We start from the raw sequence: 24,875 nt of genomic DNA, 5'->3' as shown, positions 1-24,875 counted from the left end.
CATGAGAGAAAACGACAACAACGAAAAGACTGCACTCATCCTGCTCGGGTGCCCGCAGGTGCCCGTCCAGACGAGCATGGCGCTCTATCTCGCGCATGCGCTGAACCAGCAGGGTATCCGGCCGGTGATTGCCGGAACGACGGCTGCGCGGAAGTTAATGGAGGTGGCCGACCCGGGCCGGTATTACATCTCGGAGATGGCCGATCTTGACGATACTATCGATGCGATCACGGAAAAAGAGCGAGATTTCGACCTCTGCTTCGTCTTCATCCACAACGATTCAGGGATTGCGTATGCAGGCACCATGGCCTACATATCAACAGCGCGGTTGTATGCGGTTCTCTTCGGGGAGCACGCCGACGATCTCGCCGGCGAGATCGAGTTCCCCTGCGAGATCGTCGCGGCGAAGGCCGTGCACAACCCCATGCCGCTGAAGCGGAGACTTGACGAGGTGATGCAGCAATGGGCGGCTGTCTCGAAGCACTGAAACCCGAGATCATCCTCTCCCAGTCCTCATTCAAGGAGGCGCGGGAGTATATCAAGAAGAACGTCAAAGAATACCACGAGGTCGAGCCGGGCTATAAGATATTCGACGTCCACATCATCGGCGTCCCGCCGCTCTATATCGGCGTGGAGGGCGAGCACCTCATCTTCCCCTACACCAAACCCTGCCACGGAACGTTCGTGGTGAAGGTCCCGGGCGGAGAGGAGATCGCGCGGCTGCGGGCGAGGAAGAAGTAACCGTCTCTATTTTCCAAAAAAAAGTAGACGAGTTTTTGAGCCGTCTCAATCGTAATCCCGGGAGAGTCCCGGGTTCTGCCGCCGCCTCCACCAGCGGCGGACCAGATGGCCTCCGGCGGCAAGCACCAGGATCAACAAACCGATAAGGGCGAAGGTCCCGAGCGGGATCTCGGGCGCCGGCTCGCCGGCCGGAGCGGCCGTGGTCTGCGTCGCGGTGGGTTCTGCCGTCGCTGTCGGGGTAGTTGCGGGCTCCTCGGGCTGCTTGATCCCCGTGATCGCAGAGAGCCCGAACCCGGGACTCGTCGCCGTGAAGGTGGCCGATGTCCCGGTGATTTCCACGACCGTCGTCGGGAGCGCCTCCCACGCCGTGCCGTTGTAGCGGTACATCACCATCTCCTCTGCGGTGAGGTTGTGCTCATCGAGCCACGCGACCGGGACGGTGAAGGTGATCGTCGCCCCGGTGATCGTCTCGAACCGGGCCGGCACCAGGTTGATGTACTGGTACGGGATGCCCGGCACCGGGGGGATCCCGGAGCCCGGGGAGGACTGCGCCCAACCGGTGACGATCAGCCTGGAGAGCCCCGTGCCGGTGACATTGACCTTGCTCACGGCCGAGTCGCCGCCCACGTTGTAGCCGTCCGGCCCGCCCGTCTTGCCGCCACCACCACCGTGGCTCGGCTGGCTGGTCGGGGTCGGCGTGGGTGCGGCGGAGACCCAGATGTAGTCGGTCCTGGTGCTCGTGTTGCTCCCCGCCGCATTGCTGACCGTCAGGCTGACCGTGTAATTCCCGGCGGCGGCGTAAGTGTGCGTGACGTTCCTCTCCGCCGCGTCCGTGGTGTTGTACCACGTACCGTCCCCGAAGGACCTGTTCCAGACGATCGGCGATCCGGTGGAGGTGTCGTTGAACTGCACGGCAAGTGGGGCGGTGCCGGAGGTCTGGTTGGCGGTGAAACTAGCCGTTGGGGGGACCGGATCCGTGACTGTGATGTTCATTCGCGTGGCGTTGTAGCCGCCGTTGTTGTATACCTGCAGGGTTACCGTGTAGGTGCCCGGTGTGGTGTAGGTGTGCGTGGGGTTCCGGTCGTTCGATCCTGCGGTCTTAAGGCGCCAGACGTCGCTCAGGCCGCGGTCTCCTTCTCCATAGCCGCCGGAGAACGCCGGGCCCCGCCGGCCGCACACGATACCGCCGTCCCCCAAACCGCGGCATCGGTCCTGACCCGGCACACCCAAAGAATGAGGTATAAATCTCCCAGAGGAGGTACTACAAGTTAATGAATACCCGGTCGCGGGCATGGCCGCGCGCGGCGGTTAGCCTTTCTCGGCCGGAACAGATGCGTTTGCGCCGATACGTGCGGGTACCGGGCCTGGATGCGAGTGAGACCATGAGTGAACCCTTAAGCGTGCTGCTGATCGGGAAGAGTCCCGATAATCTCCGGGAGATTCTCCGCGAGTTCGGGCGTGAGGTTGAGTTGATCCACTGCGAGCGCTCGGAGGACGGGCTTACTGCGGTTTCGGGGGGTGGAACCGATGTGGTGCTCCTCGACCTCGATCATCTGGGGGACCCGGAAGCGACGGCCTTCGACCATCTGCGGGAAGTAGCGCCGGAAATCCCGGTAATCGTGCTTGCCGCGGCTGGAGATGACCCTGCCGTCCTCCGTGCTATGGAGTGCGGCGCGCAGGATTATCTGGTCAAAGGAAAGACTGATGCGGAACTCTTCTCCCGGGCCGTCAGGTATGCGCAGGAGCGGAAGCGGATGGAACTCGCGCTCCGCCGCTCAGAGGCGATGTACCGGAGACTGGTCGAGAATCTCAACGAAGGTGTTCTCTCCGTGGACGCGGCGGGCCTCATCACCTTTGCAAACCCGCGCATGGGGGAGATCCTTGGGTGCCCTGCCGAACGCCTGGTCGGGTCGCCGATTGCCGGGTTTATTGAAGCTCAAGTAAATCCGTTTTGCCGTCAAACCGACGAGAGGCAGGAGTTCGAACTGGACCTGCTCCGCAGCGACGGCGAGCGCGTCCACGCTCTTGTGGTCACGTCCCCGATCATCGATGCATCCGGAGTCTTTGGCGGCTGTCTTGCCGGAGTCCTCGACATCACCCGGAGAAAGCGCGTTGAAGAAGCGCTCAGGCAGAGCGAACAGAAGTACCGGCTTGTCGTCGAGAGTCTCAGCGAGGGGATATGGGTGCTTGACCCGGATGCCTGCACGTCGTTTGTCAACCCACGGATGGCGGAGATGCTCGGGTACTCACCGGAAGAGATGGTCGGCAGATCCATCTACGCATTTGTCTCACCTTCCTGCCGCGCCAGAATATCCGACCACCTGAACCGCCAGAAAGCCGGCATTCGGGAGGAGTATGAGTGTGAGTTTGTCAGGAGTAACGGCGAGCGGATCACGGCGCTGATGATCACGTCACCGCTTGTGGACGATGCGGGCGTATTCAAAGGCACCCTTGCCGCTGTGGTGGATATCACCGAGCGCAAGCGGGTGAATGAGGAGATCCGGATCCGAAACGAGCAGCTCATGGTGCTTAACCAGGTAATCAGTGTTACGGCGACCTCCCTTTCTCTTGCCGAACTTCTGGAGGAGTCTCTTGAGAAGACGCTTGACCTGATGGGGCTGCACCTTGGGATCGTCTATATGCTCGATGCCGAGCGAAAGCGGGCCCTCTTGCACTGCCAGAGAGGGATGCCCTCATCCAGCGTATCCCGGAACCGTGTGATCAAGGTCCATCACTGGCCGTTCAACTTCATCTTCGTTGCCGGCCAGCCCCGGTATATCGAGCGACGGGGTGATCTCAACTCAATCGAAGCAAGCATACTCGAGGAGCTCGAGGTCTCGTCGCTTGCCTGTATCCCCCTCATCGCAGAGTCGGTCGTTGTGGGGGCGGTCTATGTCGGGAGCAGAACAAAAGAATCCTTCTCCCGTGAGGAGAGGGCGCTCCTTGAGACGATAGGGAAAGAGATCGGGTCGGGCATCCTGAAAGCAATGCTCCATAAGAGACTCGAGGCGGCGAACCGGGAGGCGAACCTCTACCTCGACATCCTGACGCACGACATCAAGAACGCCGAGAATGTCTCGAGCCTCTATACGGATCTCCTCATTGAGATGCTGGAGGGGGAGGCCGGGCTGTACGCAAAGAAGATCAGGAGCAGCATTCGTAAGAGTGCTGAGATTATCGGGAATGTCTCGACGATTCGGCGCATCCATCATGATCCCCCAGATCTAGGCGAATTCGACCTTGACGCCATCATCAGGGGAGAGATTGCTGCCTTCCCGGATGTTGCGATTGAGTATGAGGGCACTTCCTGCAAAGTCTGGGCTGACGGCCTTCTCCCTGAAGTCTTCTCAAACCTCATCCGAAACGCCGCGAGGCTCGGCGGTCCTGAGGTCATGATCACCATACGGGTGGAGGAGTACGATGGCGAGAATGTGCTGGTATCGGTCGAGGATACCGGGCCGGGTATTTCCGACGGACTGAAGGAGGCGATCTTTCACCGGTTCGAGCGCGGATGGGCCGAGGGTTGCGGTGACGGGCTTGGTCTGTATATCGTTCGCACCCTCATCGAGCGCTACGGCGGGAGAATCTGGGTGGAGGACCGGATCGCGGGGCGGCTGGATGCCGGTGCGGCGTTTCGGTTCACTCTCCGTGAGGTCCTCCCCTCCTGGCCCGACGGGGATGATGAGGACCCTGATGATGAGTGTGAGTGAAACAGGCGTATTGTCGGCCTTTTGCTGAGGCAGTGATCGGCTCCCGGATTGATATCAAAAGATTTAAGGGCCACGATGCCCATCCTTGGCTTCGTGGCACCAGCATACATCCGGTTCGTTCAGCTTCTGGTGGCGATAGGGGTCTGCCTGATTGCGGCGCTCATCGGGTCTCTCTTCACGACGCCGGCTGTCCCGACGTGGTATGCAGGGCTTGCAAAGCCCGATCTAAACCCTCCTGCGTGGGTCTTTGGCCCCGTCTGGACGGTGCTCTACATCCTCATGGGCATTGCGCTCTACCTTGTCTGGAGCAAGGGGTGGAGCAAGAAGGGCGTGAAGGTTGCTATGGCGATCTTTGCCGTCCAGCTGGTTTTGAACGTCCTCTGGTCGTATCTCTTCTTCGGACTGCAGGCACCGCTCTTTGCTCTCATCGAGATCGTGCTCCTCTGGGTCGCCATCCTGATGACGGTCGCGGCCTTTTACCGGGTATCGGTACCCGCGGCGGTGCTGCTCATCCCCTACCTCATCTGGGTGACCTTTGCGACCTACCTCACCTATGGAGTTTATATCCTCAATCCATAGGGTGTACTTTCGTTCGAGGCAGAGGGCGTCCGCGCAATTGAAGGTATCGCATCGAGGTCGCAGAGGACCAATCGCGCTCGAGAGCGTGGTCGCTGCTCCCCATCGAACTTCAGTGCTTCTCTATCTGCCGCCAGACGTGCGCGAACCGCTGGATGGCGGTGTAATGTCCGAGGATGCCGAATATAACAAGAAGCCAGCCGAGATAGTTCAGGCCGTAGATCTCCCCCGGGATCAGCACCGTGAGAACGCCCGCGATGATGATCAGCACGAGCCTGTCCGCCCGGCCGAGGATACCCCCGTAGTACCTCCCAATTCCAACGGCCTGCGCCTGGGTGCCGAGGTATGAGGACATCAGGACGCCGGTCAGCGCAAAGACACCGATCGGCCAGGAAGCGGCGCCGCCCGCGAAGATCCCGGTGATGATGAATATGTCGGCGTAGCGATCGATGACGTGATCGAGGAAGTCGCCGCGGAGTCCCGCAACCCCCATCTCCCGGGCAAGCGCTCCGTCGAGCGCGTCGCAGACGGCGTTGAGTGCGACCATGATGGTACCGAGGACAACGCCGCCGGCATAGAACGCAATTCCCGCCAGTGCCGATACAAAGAGCGATGCGATCGTGAGCCCGTTCGGGGTGATCCCGATCTTTCGGACCTGGTTTACTACGGGCTGAACGATCCACTGCACCTGCGGTCGGAACTGGTCGAGCGTCATCTGCCTATCTCCAGGTAATCGGTCCAGTCGATGGAGCCGTACGACGGCGGCACCTCTCCCCGGATGAACTGTTCTATCCGATCCGCGCATTCATGAACGGAGAGATAGGTTGTGTCCACCTCAAGGATCTGATCGTCCGGGTGCTCCTCGAGCGTCTCGATCAGGATGACGTCGAGCGCCTCCGCCTCGGCGTTCTCCGCAACCTTCTCTTGAGGGTAGTCTCTCGGGGCGAGGCGCTCGGCGAGGATATCCGGACGGCACCGGAGCACCACCACCCGGTCGCAGGGGAGAAGGTGCGCGAGATGTCCCTCAATGATCCCGTCGAAGGGTTCGAACTCATCGACCCACCGGTCGACGTCCACCACCATCGTCTGGCGGTCGCAGTCCTCCTCAATAATGTAAGGCTGCACCGTATCCTTCAGGTGGACGACCCGGTGACCTCGCCGTTCGAGTTCGACTGCGACGGACGTCTTTCCTGTTCCCGGCGTGCCGGTGATGCCGATCATCATATGTCCTTTATCGCCTCGAGGAATTGGGCGTTCTCCCAGTCTTCACCAATGCTGACTCTGATATAATGGTTGCCGAGCCCCGGGAAACTGGTGCAGGATCGGACGAGGACGCCCCTTGCTGCAAGGCGTTCCGTCACCTCATCACCGGTGTGGGGTGTGACGTCGATCATGACGAAGTTTGCGTCGGATGGATATACCCTAAACGGTATCTCTTCAAGGAACCGCCGCCGCCATATTCGCACGTGGTCGCGGATCTTCTGCATCCGGTCGAGATCCCCGAGCGCTCCGATGGCCGCCGCCATCGAGACCGAGTTCAACGCAAATGGCGTTGCTGCCTTCTGGTAGAACGGCTCCAGCCACTCCGGGACGAAGGCGTAGCCGACCCGGAACCCGGCAAGGGCGAAGAGTTTCGACATAGTCCGCCCAAGAATCAGGTTCTCATGACGGTGCATCAGCGGCCGGTAGTCGAGGTCGGCAAAATCGACGTAGGCGTTGTCGAGGAAGAGCAGCCCGTCCATCTCCTCGAGGATCTCCTCGACAACCTCCGGCGGGACGGAGTTCCCCGTGGGGTTGTTCGGTGAGCAGAGGAAGGCAAGCTTTGCCCCCCGGCATGCCTCGATGAAGGTCGCCGGGTCGACCGAGAAGTCCTCGCGGCGGGGGACGCTCGTGACCCGTGCGCCGTGTGCTGCGGCCGCAATCCCGTAAAAAGAGAAGGTCGGGGTCGAGACAACCACGCTCTCGCCGGGCTCGACGACCGTCCGGATCACCGTCTCAATGACCCCGTCCATGCCCGAGCCGGTTACGAACCGGTAGTCGCCGTGGTAGCGGCGGAGAGCCTCGATCAGGGCAGACGCCCGCTCGTCCGGGTAGCGGTTTGCCGTCCGGAGGGCGTCTGCCGCCGCCTCGATCGCGGCGGGAGAGGGGGGCCAAGGGTTCTCGTTGCTCGCAAGATGGGCGACCCGATCGAAGCCGTACTCCCGTGCGACATCATCCGCCTTTTTGGCGTATGAGTAACCGCCCGCACCCGTGTAGCACGCTCTAATCAAGCGCCGCATTGATGACACCGAGAGCGGTCTCGATCTCTTCGTCGGTGATCACGAGCGGTGGAACCAGTCGGAGGTTACCGTCGGCGGCGCAGTTGACAAGCACCCCGTTCTCGGCGCAGGTCTGCTGGACCTCCGGGCACCGCTCGCCGACGGAGATCCCGATCATCAGGCCGCGGCCGCGGGGGTTGTGGCGGGAGAGCCCCTTCATGAAGAGCTCGCCCTTGCGTGGGATATCGGGGAGGATCTCCTCGATGACCTCAATCGTCGCGAGGGCTGCCGCACAGGCGAGCGGTCCTCCGGCAAAGGTGCTGCCGTGCTCGCTCCGTTTGAACTCGAGCCCCTCGCGGGCGACGAGCGCCCCGATGGGGAACCCGCTCGCAAGCCCCTTCGCGAGCGTGACGATGTCGGGGAGGACGCCGGTGTGCTGGATCGCAAGCCACTTCCCTGTCCTGCCCATCCCGGTCTGCACCTCATCGACGATCATCAGCGCGCCGGTATCGTCGCAGATCTCCCGGACGCCCCGGAAGAACCCTTCCGGCGGGATCAGCACCCCGGCCTCGCCCTGGATCGGCTCGACGAAGACCCCGGCGGTATCCTTGTCGACCGCATCTGCAAGGGCGTCGAGGTCGCCGTAGTCGACGAAGGTGCAGGGGGGTGAGAGCGGCTCGAACGGCTCCCGGATCGCGGGCTTGTGCGTGACCGCAAGCGCCCCGCAGGTCCTGCCGTGGAACCCGTGGTTGAACGCGACGAACTTCTTCCTCCCTGTCCGCACGCGGGCCAGTTTGATCGCGCCCTCGTTCGCCTCCGTCCCGGAGTTCGAGAAGAACGCCTTGGACAGTCCCGTAATTTCCACAAGTTTTTTTGCGAGTTCCGCCTGGTTCGGGACGTAGTAGAGGTTCGAGCAGTGGATCAACTCTTTGGCCTGGTTGCAGATTGCCTCGACCACCTTCGGGTGGCAGTGGCCGGTGCTGCAGACCGCAATACCTGCCACACAATCGATGTACTCCCGCCCCTGATCATCCCAGACGCGTGAGCCCGAGCCGCGGACGATCTTCATCGTCCGGCCGAACGCGGGCATATAGTAGCGTGCATCAAGCGCGCGTGAATCTTCTGCCATATTCTCACTCATACTCGATCGTCGCCGGGGGTTTGGGGGTGACGTCGTAGACGACCCGGGCAACCCCGGGGATCTCGGCGGTGATCCGGGTTGCCATTCGCGAGAGCGTCTCATAGGGGAGTTGCAACGGGTCGGCGGTCATCCCGTCCCGTGACTGGACGGCCCGGATGGCGACGATCCAGCCGTGCAGCCGGACATCTCCCTTGACCCCCGTTCCAAGCCCAATGAGGGCCGCGAAACACTGCCAGGGGTGGAACTCCTCCACCAGGCACTCCTCAACGATGGCGTTCGCCTCACGGACGATCGCGATCTTCTCCTTTGTCACCTCACCGAGTACCCGGACCGCAAGCCCGGGTCCCGGGAATGGCATCCGGTGCTGGATCTCCTTCGGAAGCCCGAGCCCGCCGGCGACCTCACGGACCTCATCCTTGTAGAGATCGGCGAGCGGCTCGATGACGCCTTCGAATTCGATATCGAGGGGCATGCCGCCGACGTTGTGGTGGCTTTTTATGCCCCCTTCGCTCTCGATGCGGTCGGGATAGATTGTTCCCTGGAGGAGCATCGTCGCACCGGTCCGTTTAGCCTCCCGCTCGAAGATTCTGATGAACTTTGCGCCGATAGCCTTGCGCTTCTCTTCGGGATCGGTGATGCCCGCAAGGGCCTCAAAGAACTCATCCGCCGCATCCACGACGCGGAGGTTTGTGTCGGCAAAGAGGGACCGGATGCGATCGGTCTCTCCTTTGCGCATGAGGCCGGTATCTACATATATCGGGATGAGTCGGTCGCCTATCGCACGGGTGGCGAGCGCCGCACAGACCGAGGAGTCCACTCCGCCGGAGAGTGCCATGACAACCTTCTTCTCCCCGGCAGCGTCGCGGATCTGCTGGACTGCCTGGTCGATAAACTTTGAGACATCTACCATTCTATTACTTCACCTGTTTTTTGGGGATAATTTGTTCTTCTTGCATGCCTCTACAAACCCTATGTAGGGTGGGGAGGGATTTGTCGGGCTTGACTTGAACTCGGGGTGGAACTGTGTCGCGAGGTAGAAGGGGTGGTCCGGGAGCTCGCAGACTTCCATCCTCGATCCGGAGAAGCCCGAGAAGATGAGGCCGGCGGCCTCAAGGTCGGCGATGAACTCCGGGTTCACCTCGTAGCGGTGACGGTGCCGTTCTACGATTCTGGTCCTGCCGTAGAGAGCAGCCACCTTCGTCCCTTCCTTGAGGACGATCTCCGAGTCCCCGAGGCGCATCGTGCCCCCGAGGTCCTGGACTCCTTCCTGTTCGGGGAGGAGGGCGATGACATGCGTCCCCTCTCCCATCTCTTCGCTTGTGGCGTCTGAAATCCCAGCGACGTGCCGGGCGTACTCGATCACCGAGAGCTGGAACCCCAGGCAGAGGCCGAGAAAGGGTTTTTTGTTCTCGCGAGCGTACTGGATCGCCCTGATCTTGCCTTCAATTCCGCGTTTGCCGAATCCTCCCGGGATCAGGATGCCATCGACGTCGACGAGATCGTGGATGTCACACGTCTCTGCATCAAGCCAGCGTATGTTCACTTCGGTAGAGAGCGCTCTTCCGGCATGTTTGAGCGACTCTTTGATGGACATGTAGACATCCTCGATCCCGTACTTGCTGACGATGGCGACGGTCACCCGGTTCGTGTACTCCTGCGAGACGACCCGGTACCACGCGGGGTCCGGTTCCCGGTTCTCGATCTGGAGGTAATTGCAGATGACGTCCGCAAGACCCTCTTTTTCCAGTTCCATCGGGATCTGGTAGATGTCGGGAACGTCCTTTGCGGCGACCACGGCCTTTACCGGGACGTCGGTGAAGGCGGAGATCTTCTTCTTCGTCTGCGGCCCGATCACCTCTCTGCTCCGCGCAACGATGATGTCGGGCTGCAATCCGAGTTCCCGGAGCGCTTTGACCGAGTGCTGTGTCGGCTTGGTCTTGAAGTCGCCCATGGTGTCCATCGGGACCAGGGTGACATGGACCAGGATCATATCCTCCGGTGCCAGTTCCCCGTGCATCTGACGGATTGCTTCGAGGAACGGCATGCTCTCGATGTCGCCGACAGTCCCGCCGACCTCTACCAGGCAGATCTCAGCTCTCTTTCCGCCGTTGATCTCCTCCATCGCCGCACGGCGGATGCAGTGCTTGATCTCGTCGGTGATGTGGGGAATGATCTGGACGGTCGCGCCGAGGAAGTCCCCGCGCCGCTCTTTATCGATGACGTTCCGGTAAACCTTGCCCGTTGTGATGTTGTGGATCGATTTGAGGTTGATATCCAGGAATCGCTCGTAGTTACCGAGGTCAAGGTCGACTTCCCCACCATCGGAGAGGACGAAGACCTCACCGTGCTGGGCGGGGTTCATGGTACCAGCATCGATATTCAGGTACGGGTCGATCTTCACCGCCGTCACCTGATAGCCGCGGTTTTTTAAGAGGCGGCCGATGGATGCGGTGGTGATGCCTTTCCCGAGCCCGCTCATGACGCCGCCGGTTACGATGATATACTTCAAACTCTCGTTCCCCTCCGGTTGTTCCAGAGTCTCTATCTCATTATGTGATCTTTTGTATTGAGAATGTATTGTTCGGGATTCCCGGGGGAATCCCTGCCGGCGCGATGGCGGTCTCGATCGGGCGTCAATAGCGCCGTTATGGGCCTATGACAGCAAACGATGTTGATGTACGTGTAAGAAGTGTATCGTCTGCCGCGCTCCGGACCTCCCCGTCTGCAAACGCCACCCTGCGGCCCTTCCGGATGACTCTTCCGGTGGCGACGATCCTTCCGGCATTGACCCCTTTTATGAAACTGGTGTGCTCGTCAATCGTTGCGATCCTCTCGTTCTCGTCAAGGAGCGTGTAGAGCGCAAGCGCGATCGCCTCGTCCGCGAGCGCCACGTAGACCCCTCCCTGGAGCCACCCGGCGCCGTTGAGCATATCCGGCCGGACCTCCATGCTCAAGCGGGCGCGCCCGTCGCCGAACTCATCCACCTCGATACCCATCAGTTTGAAGAAGGGGTTTGCGTCCCTTCCGATCCGCTTTATCTCATCTATGTAGCCCACGTGACCACACCTGTCTCCAAGAGGCTTTGAAAGTCAGTTGCGATAAGTATTGTGAACATTTTTTCGGGGGAGATTGATGTGGGAGCGCTTCCTACCATTCACTCATGCAACAGGATGAAGAACTCAAAGAGATGCTCCGCGACCTTGTCTGGCTCAACGCCGTGATTGCTACCGAACTCATCCAGATAACCGAGAACACCTCCGCCATTCTCAGGAAGGCCGCCCCGCCGGAGACCTGCATCGCAGAGCACGCGGCCCTGCGCGCGAAGGCGCTCGAGATCGCCGATCGCTGGCAACCCGGCACGATGCTTCGGCAGCACGTCGAGAAGCACCGGTAATGTGCTCAAAAAAATGAGTGTTGTTTCCGGCTCCGTCAGCCTTCGGCCGGCACGAGCCCGGCGTCCCTGACGACGAGGTCCATCGTCTGGATAACCTCGGGAGTCAGGTCGATGCCGGTGGATCTCCCGCTGATCGGGTCGATGGTGCTCGCCGTCTCTCCCGGGGCGCCCCGGCCTGGGAGGGTGAAGGCGTATCCCTCCGGTAGAACGACCTCGACGGTGTAGTTCCCGGGAAGAACGCCGCTGAAGATGTAGAGCCCTTCACATGCGTGGGAGAACGTCTCCGCCGTCGCGATCCTCTCGCCCGCGGCGTCCCTGAGGTGGACGGCAACGCCGCTCATACCCCGCTCCCCGGGGTCCTGCACGCCGTTTGCGTTGGCATCAAAAAAGATCGTTCCTCCTATCGTACCGCTGGTTTTTGCCTCTCCTGCATCCGGCCCCGATGGGGTATGGGCCGTTGCGTTTGCGATCGAACCTAAGACGAACGCTGATACGATGATGGCTATTAGAATGCTAGCGCCTCTCAATCGGTTCACCTTCATTCCGGGATGCGTCTTTCATGCGCTCCCGGGCACATAACCCCTATGGAAGGCTGCAGCACTCGCCTGGCCGTCTGACGGCAGCAGGATGAATCGAAATTTTCCCCGGTACTTCGCCTGCCAGGGGTTCTGGCTCTGAATTGCTTTTATAATATAATAATGTTTTTATGGGTCAGGGGTTGCGGGACCCCGTTAGAATTGGAGTGTTCTGGTCTCTGCAGCCGCAAGTTGCGGAGAATAGGGTTTTTTAGGTGAATGTCTCTTATTTGCCGGGGTGTCGTCCAGCTCTCTCGCCCTAAGGCGACGACCAATGGGGTGCCGGGTCAGAGCTCCGGCGCGGGATGCTGCTTGTTTTTATGGAGCATTCCAAGCCCCGCGGGTCTATGCCCCAACTTCAGTCGGCGGTAGTCGCCCCATCTCATCCGCCGCCTCCACATCAGCGGCATCGTAGATCTGTCCTTCAAGCGGATGGGCAACGGGTCCGACCCCGATCCCTGCAGCAGGTGCGGGGATCAGCCCCGCATCCCTGACAACTATCTCCCCCTCGCCGACCGTAAACGGTGCCGTCATCCCGGTCTCTGGGTCGGCGTGACTATCCTGCCCGGGCTCCGTGAAGATGTAGTCGTCCGGCGCGGTGAATATCAACGAATACTCCCCGGGCGGGAGGGGGCCGAAGAGATACAGCGACGTGTAATCGTCATGATGACCCGTGCGGGTCGATGCCACCACATTCCCGCCTGCATCCATGAGGCGGACCTCGATATCGGTTAAGCCGTGGTGTTCATTCATGATGCCATCCTGGTCGCCGTCGTTCCAGGTCGTTCCGAGCACCCACCCGTAGGCGGCCGAGGGGGTTTGGGGCTGGTAGCCCCCGACAAACCCTGCGTTCAGGATCCATCGTCCCGCCCCGCCTTGGGCGAATGCCACCCCCTCGCCGGCCGGGCTGGCATCGCTGCCCAGACCCGGGATGGTGCATGAATAGCCGTTCGGGAGAAGAAACTCCGCACCGGCGTAGTCTCCGGTGGGGATCGTCTCAAACCGATATGACCCGTCCGGGCCGGTGACGGCATGGTCAAGCATGGTCCGTTTTCCAATCAGCCTGACCCCGATGCCGGGGATGCCCGGCTCACCGGGATCAAGGATGCCGTCGCCGTCCAGGTCGTACCAGACCGTTCCGGAGAGCGACCCGCTGCTGCCGGGATTGCTCTCGTTGTTGTCACTATTGTTCTCATCTCCTCCGTTACCGCCGGTCTCGTTGCCGTCGACGCCATTCTCATCTGTTCCGTTCTCGTCCCCGTTCTCATCCGGTGTTGTATTGGTGGTCGGTGTCGGCGTCTCCGTTGGTGTCGGAGTTGGGATCTCCGTTGGCGTCACGGTGGGTGTTGGTGTCGGAGTTGGGATCTCCGTTGGTGTCACGGTGGGAGTTGGGGTCGGCATCTCCGTCCGTGTCACGGTAGGTGTTGGCGTGACTGTCGGCGCTTCGGTAGGTCTTACGGTCTGTGTGGGCCTCTTCATCGGCGTCTCTGGCGGCTTTGTCATGGTCGGCCCCGGAGTTGCCGTTACCGGTGCCTTCTTGGGCACTTCCGGTGCTTTCGGTGGCTTTATCGGCGTTACCGTGGGTTCCGGCGTCGGTGTCGGCTCGGGGCGCGGCCCAAGTCTCACGGCCCAGGCGTCAGTATCTGCCGGTCCATCCGGCTTCGTAGCGTTAAATGTCCCTGCAAAGAGATACTCGCCCGGCGCGATCTCGATGACCGATGCAGCTCGATCGCCTGGCTCCTCACCCCCGAAGGTTCGGCTCCACCTCACCGCCCCTTCGGCATTGGTCGCGACAAGCCAGGCATCGGTATCATCCGTATCCGGATAGGCCGTCTCCCCGGAAAAGAGATAACCGCCGTCTGCGGTCTCGATGACGGATGCGGCCGATTCGTTCACGCCGAAATCGCCGTAAATCCAGTTCCAGACGATATCTCCGGCGGGGGTGAGTTTGATCAGGAGGGCGTCGGTATCGACCATTGCATTATCGGGCCTCTCCGTGAACGAGCCGGCAACGAGCAGGTTCCCATCCGTCGTGTTGATCACTGCCAGAGCAGCATCGTCATCAGGACTGCCGAACGTCCTGTTCCAGACCTCGTTGCCCGACTCGTTCAGCCGGACCACCCAGACGTCGCTTCCGCCGGCACCGGAAGACTCGGTTCTGCCGGCAAAGACGAAGTCACCGTCCGGGAGCCGTGTGACGGCGTTTGCCGTATCGTTTCCACCTCCACCAAACGTCCTGTTCCAGACCTCGCGGCCCGACTCATTCAGCCTGACCACCCAGGCATCCGACTCGCTCCCTTCGTGGGGCATGATGGAGCCGACGAAGATGTAACCGCCGTCATCGGTCCGGGTCACCGCGTTCGCCGAGGCGTTGACGTCCGGACCGCCGTAGGTCCGGTTCCATACCTCATTGCCCGAGCCCTCTATCTCAATAATCCAGGCATCGGTGTCCCGTCGCGTCTCGTTCGTGACGAACGTGAGGCTTCCGGCGATGAGCAGGTTGCCGTCACCGATCTCGATGATCGAGCGTGCAGTTTCGGCCTCTGCTCCGCCGTAGGTCCTGTTCCAGTCCTCGGTTCCTCGCGGCGTTGCCCGGATCACTAAAACGTCAGTCTTTCCATCCTCGAGCGGGTCTCTCTCCCCGGCGAGGAAGAACCCAGGTCTCCTGGGGTCCATGACGATAGAATATGCCGCCTCCTTCGAATCAGGCGCTCCATACTTCTGGTCCCAGATCACTTCAGGTTCATCTGTCTGTGCCCCCACGATTACAACAAGTGCGAGCGCTGCCAGAAGAAGGACGATCCCGAGATACAAGTTGCGTCGCATGACTGCCACTCCTTATCTTCACCCCGGAAATGTGCTGTAGATCCATGATGAACACCCGGCATCCTTCCGCCTTATCTTGGTCCAGCGGGAGGTCGAGTCCCCTGTAGCGGTTATGGTTCTGTCCTATGCGGGGTTGGGACAAGAATGGCGCAATTATTATAATAATCTTATTTCAAAATTTAGTGTGGTCATAGACTGAAAAAACAGGTGATCTCCTTGAGATCATGCGGATCACGATGCCTCGCTCCCCGGGACGGCCGAGACATATGCCGGTACGTGCGGCGTTCTCGAACGATCCGGTTATGTCGGTCTATTCCCGCTCCACAACCATCAATACACTTATGAACAAAACCTGCTAGGGAACCCAACATGAGATTCGTGTTTGCGATTGCACCGGAGCAGTACAGGGACGAAGAACTGGAGGTCCCGAAGAGAGCGTTTGAGGAGGTCGGGATCGACGTCGATATCGCCTCGACGGCTGCCGGAACGTGCACCGGGATGCTGGGTGGCACTGCAGAGGCGGCCATGGCATTCGATTGCCCAAACCCGGACGACTACGCCGGGATTGTGGTCGTGGGCGGTTCCGGCTCAAAAGTTCACCTCTGGGGAGACGAGCGACTCATCGCCCTTGTCCGCTCGTTCTTTGAGCAGGGGAAGGTTGTTGCCGCCATCTGTCTTGCACCGGTCGTCCTCGCTCGGGCTGGTATCCTCTCCGGACGGCAGGCCACGGTATACCCTAGCCCGGAGGCAATTAGGGAGATGGAGAAAGCGGGAGCAAATCTCCTTGACATCCCCGTCGTCGCCGATATGCAGATCGTGACCGCGAACGGCCCCGCTGCTGCCGCGCAGTTCGCCGAGACCATCATCACGAAACTGGAATGCTAAACGATACACGTGCCGACGGTGTGAACCAGACTGACTGCACCCTGGTGATCCCTGCATATAACGAAGAGCGACGGATACAGTCGCTCCTTCGAGATCTCTCGGGTTTTGCCGGTGATCTCGTCTTCGTCTGCGATGGGACCGACGCCACTGCAGAGATCATCAAAGCGTTTGCAGCCGAGCATCCGGATCTCCGCATCCGGTGCCTGACGTTTCAGACCCGCCTCGGGAAAGGGGGAGGGGTTGTCGCCGGCATGAAGGCGGCGACCACGCCCTTTGTCGGCTACATGGATGCCGACGGCTCGACCGCCCTCTCCGAGATGGTGCGTCTCTTTGACCGTCTCACGACATCGGACGGCGCCATCGGCTCGCGCTGGGTCCCGGGCTCGATCCTGGAGGTAAAGCAGGGGCTCCGACGCAGGATCGAGAGCCGTCTCTTCAACCTTCTGGTAAGACTGCTCTTTGGACTCGACTACCGGGACACCCAGTGCGGAGCAAAGGCCTTTCGGCGGGAAGCTCTCGAACCCGTTCTCCCCTCTCTCCGATCGACCGGGTTTGAGTTCGATGTCGAGCTCCTCTGGCGGCTGCGGCAAGCCGGCCGCAGGGTGGAGGAGGTTCCGATCACGTGGGCGAACCGGGATGAGTCCAAGGTGATGATCTCGGATGCAAAGGAGATGCTGCTTGGGATGATCAGGCTCCGGTTTGGTTGACGGCCTTTACGCGCGAGACTCTGCCGTTATGCTCCCGACTCTATTCTTAGCCCGGGTGCTTGTTGTTCCATGGGATGTGGAACCAGTTCTGGAATAGATCGCCGGGTTTTAAAGTTCTTCGAGCGAACGAATTTCATAGGAGCAGTGATCCGGTGCTTGAGAAGATGCTCTTTGTCGCGGAGATCGGCGGGAGTATGCAGGTCGACGCACCCTTTGTGGTCGACGCTGCAGAACTGAAGGAGAAGAGGGATGGAGGCAAGTATATCCAGCTCTCCATCTCCGATAAGACCGGTCGGGGAACCTGCAAGGTCTGGGGGACGCCCGTTCAGACCGTGGAGCAGATGGAGGCGCTCTGCCACGCGATCCGGCCGGGTGAGGTCTATCGTATCCAGGGTTATGCGAAGGTCTACAACGGGACCTGTGAGGTCAACGTGAATGATGGGATCGCGAACCTTCGAGCCCCGATACCGCCGGACGGCTTCGATCCCTCCCTGTTTGTCTATGCGCCCGTCGACTGCGAAGCTGTCCGGCAGGGGCTCGCCCGCGTGGTCGCGAAGATCGAAGATCCCGGCATATACTCACTCGTCTCCGCTGTCATAGACACCACTGCAGGATTTCTTGAAGCCCCGGCGGCGAAATTTCACCACCATGCCTACATTGGCGGCCTTGCGGAGCATACTCTCGAGACCGCGGAGATTGCGCTCTCGCTTGCGAACACCGTCAGCCGGGCGGAGATGGATCTCGATGTCCTCCTTGCCGGAGCGCTCCTCCACGACATCGGCAAGGCGTCATGCTTCCGTCGTCAGGGGTTCTCGTTCGTCGCGCTCCCCGAGTACACCCTCGTCGGGCATACGGCGATCGGGGCTGCTGTGCTCCTCCGACACTCCGCCGGTGTCGACCCCTCCCGGTTTGCACACATTCTCCATATCGTGATGTCTCATCACGGCCCTCACGGCGAGATCCAGCCCCGGACGCCCGAGGCCTGGGCGGTTCACTTCGCTGATAACGCGAGCGCCTTCCTCCGGGAAGTCCTGGACGACGCCAGCGACCTTGCGCCGGGAGAAGGGCGTCAGGGGGCGCGGTGCGGACAGTCAGTCTATCGATTCTAATGCCATCACCCACAGAATGTGGTGCAGAGACGACGAGATTGCAGCAGGTCCCGGTTTTTTGAAAATAAGTAACCCGCTGAATATCTATCCCGGGCTCTCTTTGATCTCTCTATCCCCGGTTCGCTCCAGCGAGACGCCCCTCACCGGCAAAAAAAGGGTTACTCCCCTTTCAGATACGCCTCGGGGTCTCGCTCAAAGAGTTTCTTGCACCCGGGGGCGCAGAAGTAGTAGGTCTTCCCCTTGTACTCGGCGGTGTACTTCGCGGTCGCCTCGTCGACGTCCATCTTGCATACCGGATCAAGTGCCATGTGTATCAACCTCCGATAAGATCCCTCTCTTCGCTGGTGGTATATATCTCTTGAGCAGCAGGGAGAGCGAGACGACCGTCACCGACGAGAGCGCCATCGCGAGCGCCGCATACTCCGGCTGGAAGGTGATGCCGAAGACGGGATAGAGCACCCCGGCGGCGAGGGGGATCAGGGCGGCATTGTAGGCGAACGCCCAGAAGAGGTTCTGCTTGATCCGGCTCATCACCTTCCTGGAGAGTTCGACGGCCGCGACGGCGTCGACGAGATCGTCGCGGATGAGGACGACATCCCCGCTCTCGATGGCGACATCGGTCCCGCTCCCGATGGCGATCCCGACATCCGCCTGCGCGAGCGCCGGGGCGTCGTTGATCCCGTCGCCCACAAACGCCACGACCTCCCCCCGCTTCTGGAGGGCCCGGACCTCCTGTGCCTTCTCCTGGGGGAGCACCCCGGCATGGACGTCCGTGATCCCGACCTCCCGTGCGATGGCGTTTGCCGTCCGCGGGTTGTCGCCGGTGATCATCACGACCGATAGACCCATCCTTTTGAGGTCTGCGATAGCCGTTCTTGCCGTCGGCTTCAGGGTGTCTGCGATGGCGATGATGCCTGCAAGTTCACCCCCGGCGGCGACGAGGATTGCGGTCTTTCCCACATCCTGGAATGCGGTTATCCTCATCTCGGCCTTCGGCGGGATGGCGATGCCGCGCTCAAGGAGGAAGGGCTGGTTCCCGATGAGGATCTCCGTCCCTTCCACAACGGCGCTGACCCCCAGGCCGCCGTAGGTGGTAAACTGCGTTGATGCCGGGATCGCAACGCCGGCACTCTCCGCCCGCCTTACGACCGCTTCCCCGAGCGGATGCTGTGAGTTCTTCTCGACCGCCGCGGCGAGCGCTAAAAGTCGGTCCTCCGGAAGACCGAACGCAACGATATCGGTGACGTCGGGTTTTCCCCTGGTGAGGGTCCCGGTCTTGTCGAAGACGATCGTTGTCAGTTTCTCTGAAATCTCGAGGGCTTCGCCGTTCCTGATCAGCAGCCCGAGTTCGGCCCCCCGGCCGATCCCGACGGTCACGGCGGTCGGGGTCGCGAGGCCGAGCGCACAGGGGCAAGCGACGACCAGGATGGATATCAGCACCGTGAGCGCAAAGAGAAGCGAGGCGTTGAGTCCCACATACCAGATGAGGAAGGCGCCGATTGCGATCACGAGCACGACCGGGATGAAGTAAGAGACCGCAACGTCGGCGATCCGCTCCACCGGCGGCCTTGAACCCTGGGCGTCCCGGACGAGCCTGATGATCTGCGAAAGCACCATATCCTTCCCGATCTTTTCGGCCCTGATGCGGAGGACACCGTTCATGTTCAGGGTGCCGCCGACGACCTCGCTTCCCTCCCGCTTGTCGATCGGGATGGGCTCGCCGGTGATCATGGACTCGTCGACTGAACTCTCGCCGCCCACGACCACGCCGTCCACCGGCACCATCTCTCCAGGCCGGACCAAGACGACGTCGCCGACGACGACATCCTCGATCCTCGTCTCAATCTCCCGCCCGTCCCGGATCACGGTTGCGGTCTTCGGGCGAAGCCCTATCAATTTCTTGATGGCTTCGGACGTCCTACCCTTTGCCCGGGCCTCAAGGTACCTTCCGAGCGTCAGGAAGGCCGCAAGCATCACCGCGGTCTCGTAGAAGTTGAACTCCGGGGTGAGGACAATATCAAACGTCCCAAGAATACTTGAACCGTATGCGACGCCGATTCCCATCGCGTACATGACGTCCATCGTCAGCGCCCGATTTCTGAGCGAGGCGGCTGCCGTCTTGAATATGGGAGTACTTACGTAGAGAAAGACTGGCAGGGTGATGAGGAGCATGATGAGGTTGATCGAGACCGGGAGGGCAGCCGCGCCGGGCATCCCAAAGAGCATGTAGAAAAAGAGCGGGATGCTGACCGCAAACCCGATTGTGAACCGTCGGAATTTGTCCCGGAGGTCCGCTTCCCGCATCCTCTCTTCGACGTCCTCGGTGACTTCTTCCTCGAGTCCGAGATACTGGTAGCCGGCCTCTTCGATGGCGGCACGAATATCGGGTATCGTGACCAGCGCCGGGTTGTAGACGACGTGTGCGTCCTCTGTCGCGAGGTTGACCCGGGCCTCGTAGACCCCCTCGAGGTTGGCAAGCGAGGCCTCGATCACCTGGGCGCAGGCCGCACAGACCATCCCGCCGATTCTCGCGGTGACCTCGCTCCTCACAACCTCGTAACCGGCATCGGTGATTGTCCGTTCGAGGTCCGTGAGGCTGGCCTTCGTCGGGTCATATTCGATGGCGACCGTCTCGGCCGCGAGGTTGACCCGGGCATCGTAGACGTCGTCCCGATCCTGGAGGGCACGTTCTATATTGAGGGCGCAGGATGCGCAGTGCATCCCGGTGATCTTCAACTCGGCCGTCCTCTTCTCCTCAGGCATGATGATCACCTCGCTCTGCGGAGATAAATATCTGTAACCACCGGGCTACTGCTCCAGGTACAATTCCCCCAGGAAATAGTCCCAATTCCCAATATTCTATGCTGCAAATATTATACATAACATTATTATACTCACGCTCGGTTATGCCCCCTTATTCTGAGGTGATTGTGGTGCAAAGAAAGGATCCTCCAACGGGGGAGAAGCAATACGATCTTGAGCGTATGACATCAGGGGGGGACATCAGCGGTCTGACCGCTGCGTTGCAGAGCGGCGTTCCGGCCGTCCGCCGACGTGCAGCCCTCGCCCTTGGCTCGCTTGGAGAATGGAGGGGGGTGGATCCCCTTATCCGGGCGCTAACCGATCCGGCGCCAGATGTGCGGGAGGGGGCGGCAAACGCGCTTGCCATGATCGGGACGCCGGCGGTGGAGCCGCTGATCGAGATTCTCGAGCGCCCCAAGATCGCGGCGGCATACGGGTTACCGCGGGAAGCACCCGAGGAGGGCCTTACCCAGATCGACCTCCTCGGCGGCCCTGAGAATATTCCGCCCGAAAAGAGGAAACTCCGGCACAGGAGCGGTATCAGGCAGCACGACGCCCTTGGCGGCCCGGAAGATATCCGCGAGGCGGGGGGCGGAAGAGCCCGCGATGAGGAGGAGGGCCTCGCCCAGCACGATGCTCTTGGCGGTCCGGAGGATATCCGCAAGGCAGGAGGGAAAGTGTCCCGGGATACAGAGGAGGAGATCACCCAGCACGACCTTCTCGGCGGACCGGGCGATGTCGGGACGGGAAAGACTCTCCGGCACCGGGAGCTCGCCCAGCACGACCTCCTCGGCGGCCCGGAGGATGCAAAAGAGCACGAACGGCTCTTCCCTGGAGCGAGGAGGGCCGGTGCCGTACCGGAGGGCGTTCTTCCCGGCGCAGGGCTGCGCCGCGCCTATGCTGCCGTTATCCTTGGAGAAATTGGGGACCCGCGGGTGGAGGCGCCCCTTACCCGGGCCCTCTCCGATAGCGACCCCGCTGTCCAGAGGGCGGCGAGAGACGGACTTCATCGATTCCACGAGAGGCGGGGTGCAACGACGTCTGTCCCGCCTGCCTCGCGTTGAAGCCGGGATAGACTCATTTTTTCGCGGGTGCCGCGATACCGCCGGAGGGTGGTGGTACCCGCGGTTATCGGATGAACCACTCTCGTCAGATACCTCTCGCCGTTACCCCGCTGTGTCTTGTCCGGGATGCTCCTGCAGGTGGCCATGCAAAAGTTATTATATCGACCGTTCGCCATACCCCGGGCACGGAGGCGAAAGGATTGGAGCAAAAGAGCAATCTTCCTGGAGAGCGACAGAGCGGACGGAGGTTCAACATCGACCTCCTGCGGGCAAATGAGGACGTCGACGGCCTGATCGAGGCGTTAGGGAGCGATGACGGCCTGACCCGGCAGCGGGCCGCTCTTGCTCTCGGTGACCTCGGGGGGGCGCGGGCGGTCGAACCGCTCATCCGTGCCCTCGGCGACCCGCTCTCGGCGGTGCGGGAAGCGGCGGCGGACTCGCTCACTCTGCTTGCAGGCGCGTCGGTCGAGCCGTTGATCGAACTCATCGTGAATCCTGAGGCGTCCGGGAGGTATGAGGAGTCGGCGCCCACCGGGGGACCGGCTATTGTGGCCGCACCCACCGGTCAGATGGTGGAGATCGAGACCCGGCGAGACCTCCGGCGGGTCTACGCTGCCGCCATCCTCGGCGAGATCGGGGATCCGTCTGCGGTGGAGCCGCTCACCCGGGCGCTCAAGGATCCAAACGACGATCTGCGGTGTCAGGCGACCGGAGCCATAGCAAAGTTAGGTCGGAGAGCAGTTGAGCCGCTCGCTGCGATGCTCACCGACCCGGACCCCGAGATACGAACCGTCGCGGCCGGGATCCTCGGCGATATCGGAGGGGCGACCGCGGTCGAAGCGCTCGTCAAAGCCCTCCGCGACAGAGATCCCGACGTTCAAGGGGCGGCTGCGGGCGCTCTCTTCCGGATGGGTGATCTTGCGGTGGATCCGCTTATTGCGGCGACGAAGGACCCCGACAAGAACGTCAGGCTCTACGCGGCAGGGGCGCTCAAGTACATCGGCGACCCTCGGGCGATCGACGCCCTCGAGGCTCTCGCCCGGAACGGCGATGCGGAGGAGAAGAGCGTCGCGGAGGATGCCATCGAGAAGATTCGGATGGTCCGGGGCGAAGCCGCGCCATCGCCGCCGACGTCTCGGTGAAAGATGGGCGGAACGCCCGGAGTTGGCGTTTCAACGGCCAAAATTACGGGAGATTCAAAATGTGGGGGGTGTTCCGCGCTCTCGACTGTGGTCGGGAGCGCCTCCTCTATTAATAGTATGGGTATCCGCCTATCCTCTTCTCCGCACCCGCACCGACTCCGCGTGAGCGTGGAGCCCCTCAGCATCGGCGATCGTCTCCACCACGTCGCCGATGGCCTCAAGCCCCTCCCGCGTGATCATCTGGACCGTCGAGCGTCGGCAGAAGTGGTTTACGTCGAGGCCTGAGTAGAGCCGGGCGTAGCCGGCCGTCGGGAGGACGTGGTTTGTTCCGGAGGCATAGTCGCCGCAGGCCACCGCCGCGTAGGGACCGACGAAGATCGACCCGGCGCTCCGGATGCGGTTGATGACCGAGAGCGGGTCGGCCACCTGGATCGAGAGGTGCTCGGGAGCGATCCCATCGACGGTCGCGACCGCCTCGTCAAGGTCACCGACGATGATGTACCCCGAGTGTTCAAGCGCCTTTACGACGATCTCTTGACGCTTTGCCTCCCCCGCCATCCGCCTCACCTCGGCGCCGACGCGGTCGGCGACTCCCGCATCGGTCGTCACAAGCACGCAGGCGGCGTTCGGGTCGTGCTCGGCCTGAGCGAGGATATCGGCCGCGACGAAGGTCGGGTTCGCCGTGCCGTCGGCGAGGATCGCGATCTCGCTCGGCCCCGCGGGAAAGTCGATCTCGGCCTCGTCGCGCAGAAGCATCTTCGCGGCGGTGACGTAGACGTTCCCCGGGCCGACGATCTTCTCCACCTTTGGTATCGTCTCGGTCCCAATCGCCATCGCCGCGATCGCCTGGGCGCCGCCGACCCGGTAGATCTCGTCGACCCCGGCGATATCAAGCGCGACAAGCGTGATCGGGTTGATTGGCGGCGGGGTGCAGCAGCAGATCTCCGCAACCCCGGCGACCGTTGCAGGGACGGTGCACATCAGCGCCGTTGAGGGGTACGCCGCCCGTCCGCCGGGGACGTACGCACCCACCCGGGAGAGGGGTGTCGTCTTGACCCCGAGCGTGATCCCGGGCTCCATCTCCTGCAACCAGAGGTCGCGTCCGCGCTGCAGTTCGTGGAACTGGCTGATCCGCGCCTCCGCCTCCACGAGGCTCTCGACGAGGCGTGCATCCACCTGGTCGTAGGCCGCCTCCCGCTCATCATCGGAGACCGCGATCTCATCGAGATCGATCCCATCAAACCTCTTTGTCAGGTCAACGAGGGCCGCATCGCCCTCCGCCCGCACCCGTGCAATGATCTCGGAGACCGGTCCTTTCACCCGGTCGAGGTCCGACCTCCGGCCGGCAATCCAGGTCTCGATATCCAGGGCTTGCCACATGAGGAACAGGGTCGGCGGGTGGGAGCGTTAAGGTTTCGACCCTGGGCTTATTCCTGGGCAGGAGACCGGGAGCGGTATGGGCGAGACCCTGACCCTCGCCAACCAGAGGGAAGCTCACGGGCTCTCCGACATCGGAACTTACCTCGCCTTCCAGGACCAGTTGGACCTCGTGCAGCTGGTGACGGGGGGCGATGACCTCCTGAACCGCTACAGCGCAATCGTGGTCAATCCCGATATGGCGCAGGGTGTCATGATTGATGAGACCGACAGGTTCATCGACAGGATCTCCTCAAACGAGACCAAAGAGTTTCTCGGAGACTTCGGTCTTGTGGTGTTCGGCCAACCGCTCTTTACTCCGCTCTATCCACCTGAATGCACCGAACCTCCGTACAACTGCACCACATGTTCAGGATCGATGAATATGACGGCATGATCTGGAAGATATGGAGTATCCGCCTCCTGCCGTTCGTCCGGGCAGGCGGCATCGCCGTCTTTGCACAAAGGTGCGGTACGTTCTCCTTCATTCGCAAGGATTCTTTTGTTGACTCCGGATTATAGTTAATTA

The 24,875-nt window shown here is 61.4% G+C and carries 24 protein-coding genes; 11 read left to right on the top strand and 13 right to left on the bottom strand.

Annotation, left to right across the window (positions count from 1 at the left end):
• The first annotated feature begins 1 nt into the window (after nt 1).
• Entirely contained in the window at nt 2-487 is a 486-nt protein-coding gene (locus ACI94_RS04485) for a DUF1890 domain-containing protein (protein ID WP_066956666.1), read from the top strand.
• Nucleotides 463-741 carry a DUF1894 domain-containing protein gene (locus ACI94_RS04480; RefSeq protein ID WP_066956669.1) on the top strand — a complete coding sequence of 93 codons (279 nt, stop codon included), beginning with the start codon at nt 463-465 and terminating at the stop codon, nt 739-741. The genes ACI94_RS04485 and ACI94_RS04480 overlap by 25 nt, the downstream gene beginning before the upstream one ends.
• A 45-nt stretch (nt 742-786) precedes the next feature.
• Here ACI94_RS04480 and ACI94_RS04475 read toward each other — a convergent pair whose 3' ends face one another.
• Nucleotides 787-1,920 carry a PKD domain-containing protein gene (locus ACI94_RS04475; RefSeq protein WP_286681149.1) on the bottom strand — a complete coding sequence of 378 codons (1,134 nt, stop codon included), beginning with the start codon at nt 1,918-1,920 and terminating at the stop codon, nt 787-789.
• Between the two features lie 203 nt (nt 1,921-2,123).
• Here ACI94_RS04475 and ACI94_RS04470 point away from each other — a divergent pair, with 203 nt between their 5' ends.
• Entirely contained in the window at nt 2,124-4,451 is a 2,328-nt protein-coding gene (locus ACI94_RS04470) for a PAS domain S-box protein (RefSeq protein WP_161937575.1), read from the top strand.
• A 93-nt stretch (nt 4,452-4,544) separates the two neighbouring features.
• The gene (locus tag ACI94_RS04465) at nt 4,545-5,030 is read left to right on the top strand and encodes a TspO/MBR family protein (protein ID WP_083524794.1); all 486 of its coding nucleotides are present in this window, start codon (nt 4,545-4,547) and stop codon (nt 5,028-5,030) included.
• A gap of 109 nt (nt 5,031-5,139) precedes the next feature.
• On the opposite strand, the gene ACI94_RS04460 is transcribed toward ACI94_RS04465, so the two are convergent.
• The 7 genes from ACI94_RS04460 to ACI94_RS04430 form a co-directional block, all read right to left on the bottom strand.
• Nucleotides 5,140-5,742 carry a CDP-alcohol phosphatidyltransferase family protein gene (locus ACI94_RS04460; RefSeq protein ID WP_066956682.1) on the bottom strand — a complete coding sequence of 201 codons (603 nt, stop codon included), beginning with the start codon at nt 5,740-5,742 and terminating at the stop codon, nt 5,140-5,142.
• A complete protein-coding gene (locus ACI94_RS04455) occupies nt 5,739-6,251 on the bottom strand; it encodes an adenylate kinase family protein (RefSeq protein WP_066956685.1) in 513 nt (170 codons plus the stop codon). Before ACI94_RS04455 ends, ACI94_RS04460 begins: the two co-directional genes overlap by 4 nt.
• Nucleotides 6,248-7,306, bottom strand: coding sequence for a histidinol-phosphate transaminase (hisC, locus tag ACI94_RS04450; protein ID WP_286681148.1), 1,059 nt, complete (start codon nt 7,304-7,306; stop codon nt 6,248-6,250). Before hisC ends, ACI94_RS04455 begins: the two co-directional genes overlap by 4 nt.
• Nucleotides 7,290-8,414, bottom strand: coding sequence for an acetylornithine transaminase (locus ACI94_RS04445; RefSeq protein WP_066956692.1), 1,125 nt, complete (start codon nt 8,412-8,414; stop codon nt 7,290-7,292). Before ACI94_RS04445 ends, hisC begins: the two co-directional genes overlap by 17 nt.
• A 4-nt stretch (nt 8,415-8,418) precedes the next feature.
• On the bottom strand, nt 8,419-9,336 hold the full coding sequence (gene guaA, locus ACI94_RS04440) for a glutamine-hydrolyzing GMP synthase (protein ID WP_066956695.1): 918 nt from the start codon (nt 9,334-9,336) through the stop codon (nt 8,419-8,421).
• Between the two features lie 9 nt (nt 9,337-9,345).
• A complete protein-coding gene (locus ACI94_RS04435) occupies nt 9,346-10,935 on the bottom strand; it encodes a CTP synthase (RefSeq protein WP_066956699.1) in 1,590 nt (529 codons plus the stop codon).
• 136 nt (nt 10,936-11,071) lie between these two features.
• Entirely contained in the window at nt 11,072-11,482 is a 411-nt protein-coding gene (locus ACI94_RS04430) for a PaaI family thioesterase (RefSeq protein WP_066956702.1), read from the bottom strand.
• A gap of 104 nt (nt 11,483-11,586) precedes the next feature.
• Here ACI94_RS04430 and ACI94_RS04425 point away from each other — a divergent pair, with 104 nt between their 5' ends.
• Nucleotides 11,587-11,820: a hypothetical protein gene (locus tag ACI94_RS04425; protein ID WP_066956704.1), complete on the top strand. Its 234-nt coding sequence runs from the start codon at nt 11,587-11,589 to the stop codon at nt 11,818-11,820.
• Between the two features lie 35 nt (nt 11,821-11,855).
• On the opposite strand, the gene ACI94_RS04420 is transcribed toward ACI94_RS04425, so the two are convergent.
• Nucleotides 11,856-12,356, bottom strand: a complete 501-nt coding sequence (locus tag ACI94_RS04420) for an SdrD B-like domain-containing protein (RefSeq protein WP_236707435.1) — start codon at nt 12,354-12,356, stop codon at nt 11,856-11,858.
• Nucleotides 12,357-12,740: 384 nt separating this feature from the next.
• A complete protein-coding gene (locus ACI94_RS04415) occupies nt 12,741-15,221 on the bottom strand; it encodes an SdrD B-like domain-containing protein (protein WP_273258791.1) in 2,481 nt (826 codons plus the stop codon).
• A gap of 369 nt (nt 15,222-15,590) precedes the next feature.
• Here ACI94_RS04415 and ACI94_RS04410 point away from each other — a divergent pair, with 369 nt between their 5' ends.
• The 3 genes from ACI94_RS04410 to ACI94_RS04400 all read left to right on the top strand — a co-directional run bounded on the left by ACI94_RS04410 (nt 15,591) and on the right by ACI94_RS04400 (nt 17,922).
• Nucleotides 15,591-16,106: a DJ-1/PfpI/YhbO family deglycase/protease gene (locus ACI94_RS04410; protein ID WP_066956710.1), complete on the top strand. Its 516-nt coding sequence runs from the start codon at nt 15,591-15,593 to the stop codon at nt 16,104-16,106.
• Entirely contained in the window at nt 16,100-16,813 is a 714-nt protein-coding gene (locus tag ACI94_RS04405) for a dolichyl-phosphate beta-glucosyltransferase (RefSeq protein WP_066956713.1), read from the top strand. Before ACI94_RS04410 ends, ACI94_RS04405 begins: the two co-directional genes overlap by 7 nt.
• 152 nt (nt 16,814-16,965) lie before the next feature.
• Nucleotides 16,966-17,922 carry an HD domain-containing protein gene (locus tag ACI94_RS04400; protein ID WP_066956715.1) on the top strand — a complete coding sequence of 319 codons (957 nt, stop codon included), beginning with the start codon at nt 16,966-16,968 and terminating at the stop codon, nt 17,920-17,922.
• Between the two features lie 158 nt (nt 17,923-18,080).
• On the opposite strand, the gene ACI94_RS04395 is transcribed toward ACI94_RS04400, so the two are convergent.
• Together ACI94_RS04395 and ACI94_RS04390 are read right to left on the bottom strand one after the other, a co-directional pair.
• Entirely contained in the window at nt 18,081-18,230 is a 150-nt protein-coding gene (locus ACI94_RS04395) for a YHS domain-containing protein (RefSeq protein WP_083524782.1), read from the bottom strand.
• Nucleotides 18,220-20,685 carry a heavy metal translocating P-type ATPase gene (locus ACI94_RS04390; protein ID WP_066957003.1) on the bottom strand — a complete coding sequence of 822 codons (2,466 nt, stop codon included), beginning with the start codon at nt 20,683-20,685 and terminating at the stop codon, nt 18,220-18,222. Before ACI94_RS04390 ends, ACI94_RS04395 begins: the two co-directional genes overlap by 11 nt.
• A gap of 143 nt (nt 20,686-20,828) precedes the next feature.
• Here ACI94_RS04390 and ACI94_RS04385 point away from each other — a divergent pair, with 143 nt between their 5' ends.
• Both ACI94_RS04385 and ACI94_RS04380 read left to right on the top strand, forming a co-directional pair.
• Nucleotides 20,829-21,788, top strand: coding sequence for a HEAT repeat domain-containing protein (locus ACI94_RS04385; protein WP_224732732.1), 960 nt, complete (start codon nt 20,829-20,831; stop codon nt 21,786-21,788).
• 200 nt (nt 21,789-21,988) lie between these two features.
• Entirely contained in the window at nt 21,989-22,930 is a 942-nt protein-coding gene (locus tag ACI94_RS04380; RefSeq protein WP_066956721.1) for a HEAT repeat domain-containing protein, read from the top strand.
• Nucleotides 22,931-23,059: 129 nt separating this feature from the next.
• Here ACI94_RS04380 and hisD read toward each other — a convergent pair whose 3' ends face one another.
• Nucleotides 23,060-24,310 carry a histidinol dehydrogenase gene (hisD, locus tag ACI94_RS04375; protein WP_273258787.1) on the bottom strand — a complete coding sequence of 417 codons (1,251 nt, stop codon included), beginning with the start codon at nt 24,308-24,310 and terminating at the stop codon, nt 23,060-23,062.
• A gap of 76 nt (nt 24,311-24,386) precedes the next feature.
• Between hisD and ACI94_RS04370 the strand changes: the two genes are divergently transcribed.
• Nucleotides 24,387-24,743, top strand: a complete 357-nt coding sequence (locus ACI94_RS04370) for a hypothetical protein (protein WP_066956727.1) — start codon at nt 24,387-24,389, stop codon at nt 24,741-24,743.
• The last annotated feature ends 132 nt before the right edge of the window (nt 24,744-24,875 follow it).

Source organism: Methanoculleus sp. DTU007 (assembly GCF_001512385.1).
Lineage (GTDB): Archaea > Halobacteriota > Methanomicrobia > Methanomicrobiales > Methanoculleaceae > Methanoculleus > Methanoculleus thermophilus.
Note: the sequence above shows the minus strand (reverse complement) of the source record. Positions and strands in the feature narration are given on the sequence as shown.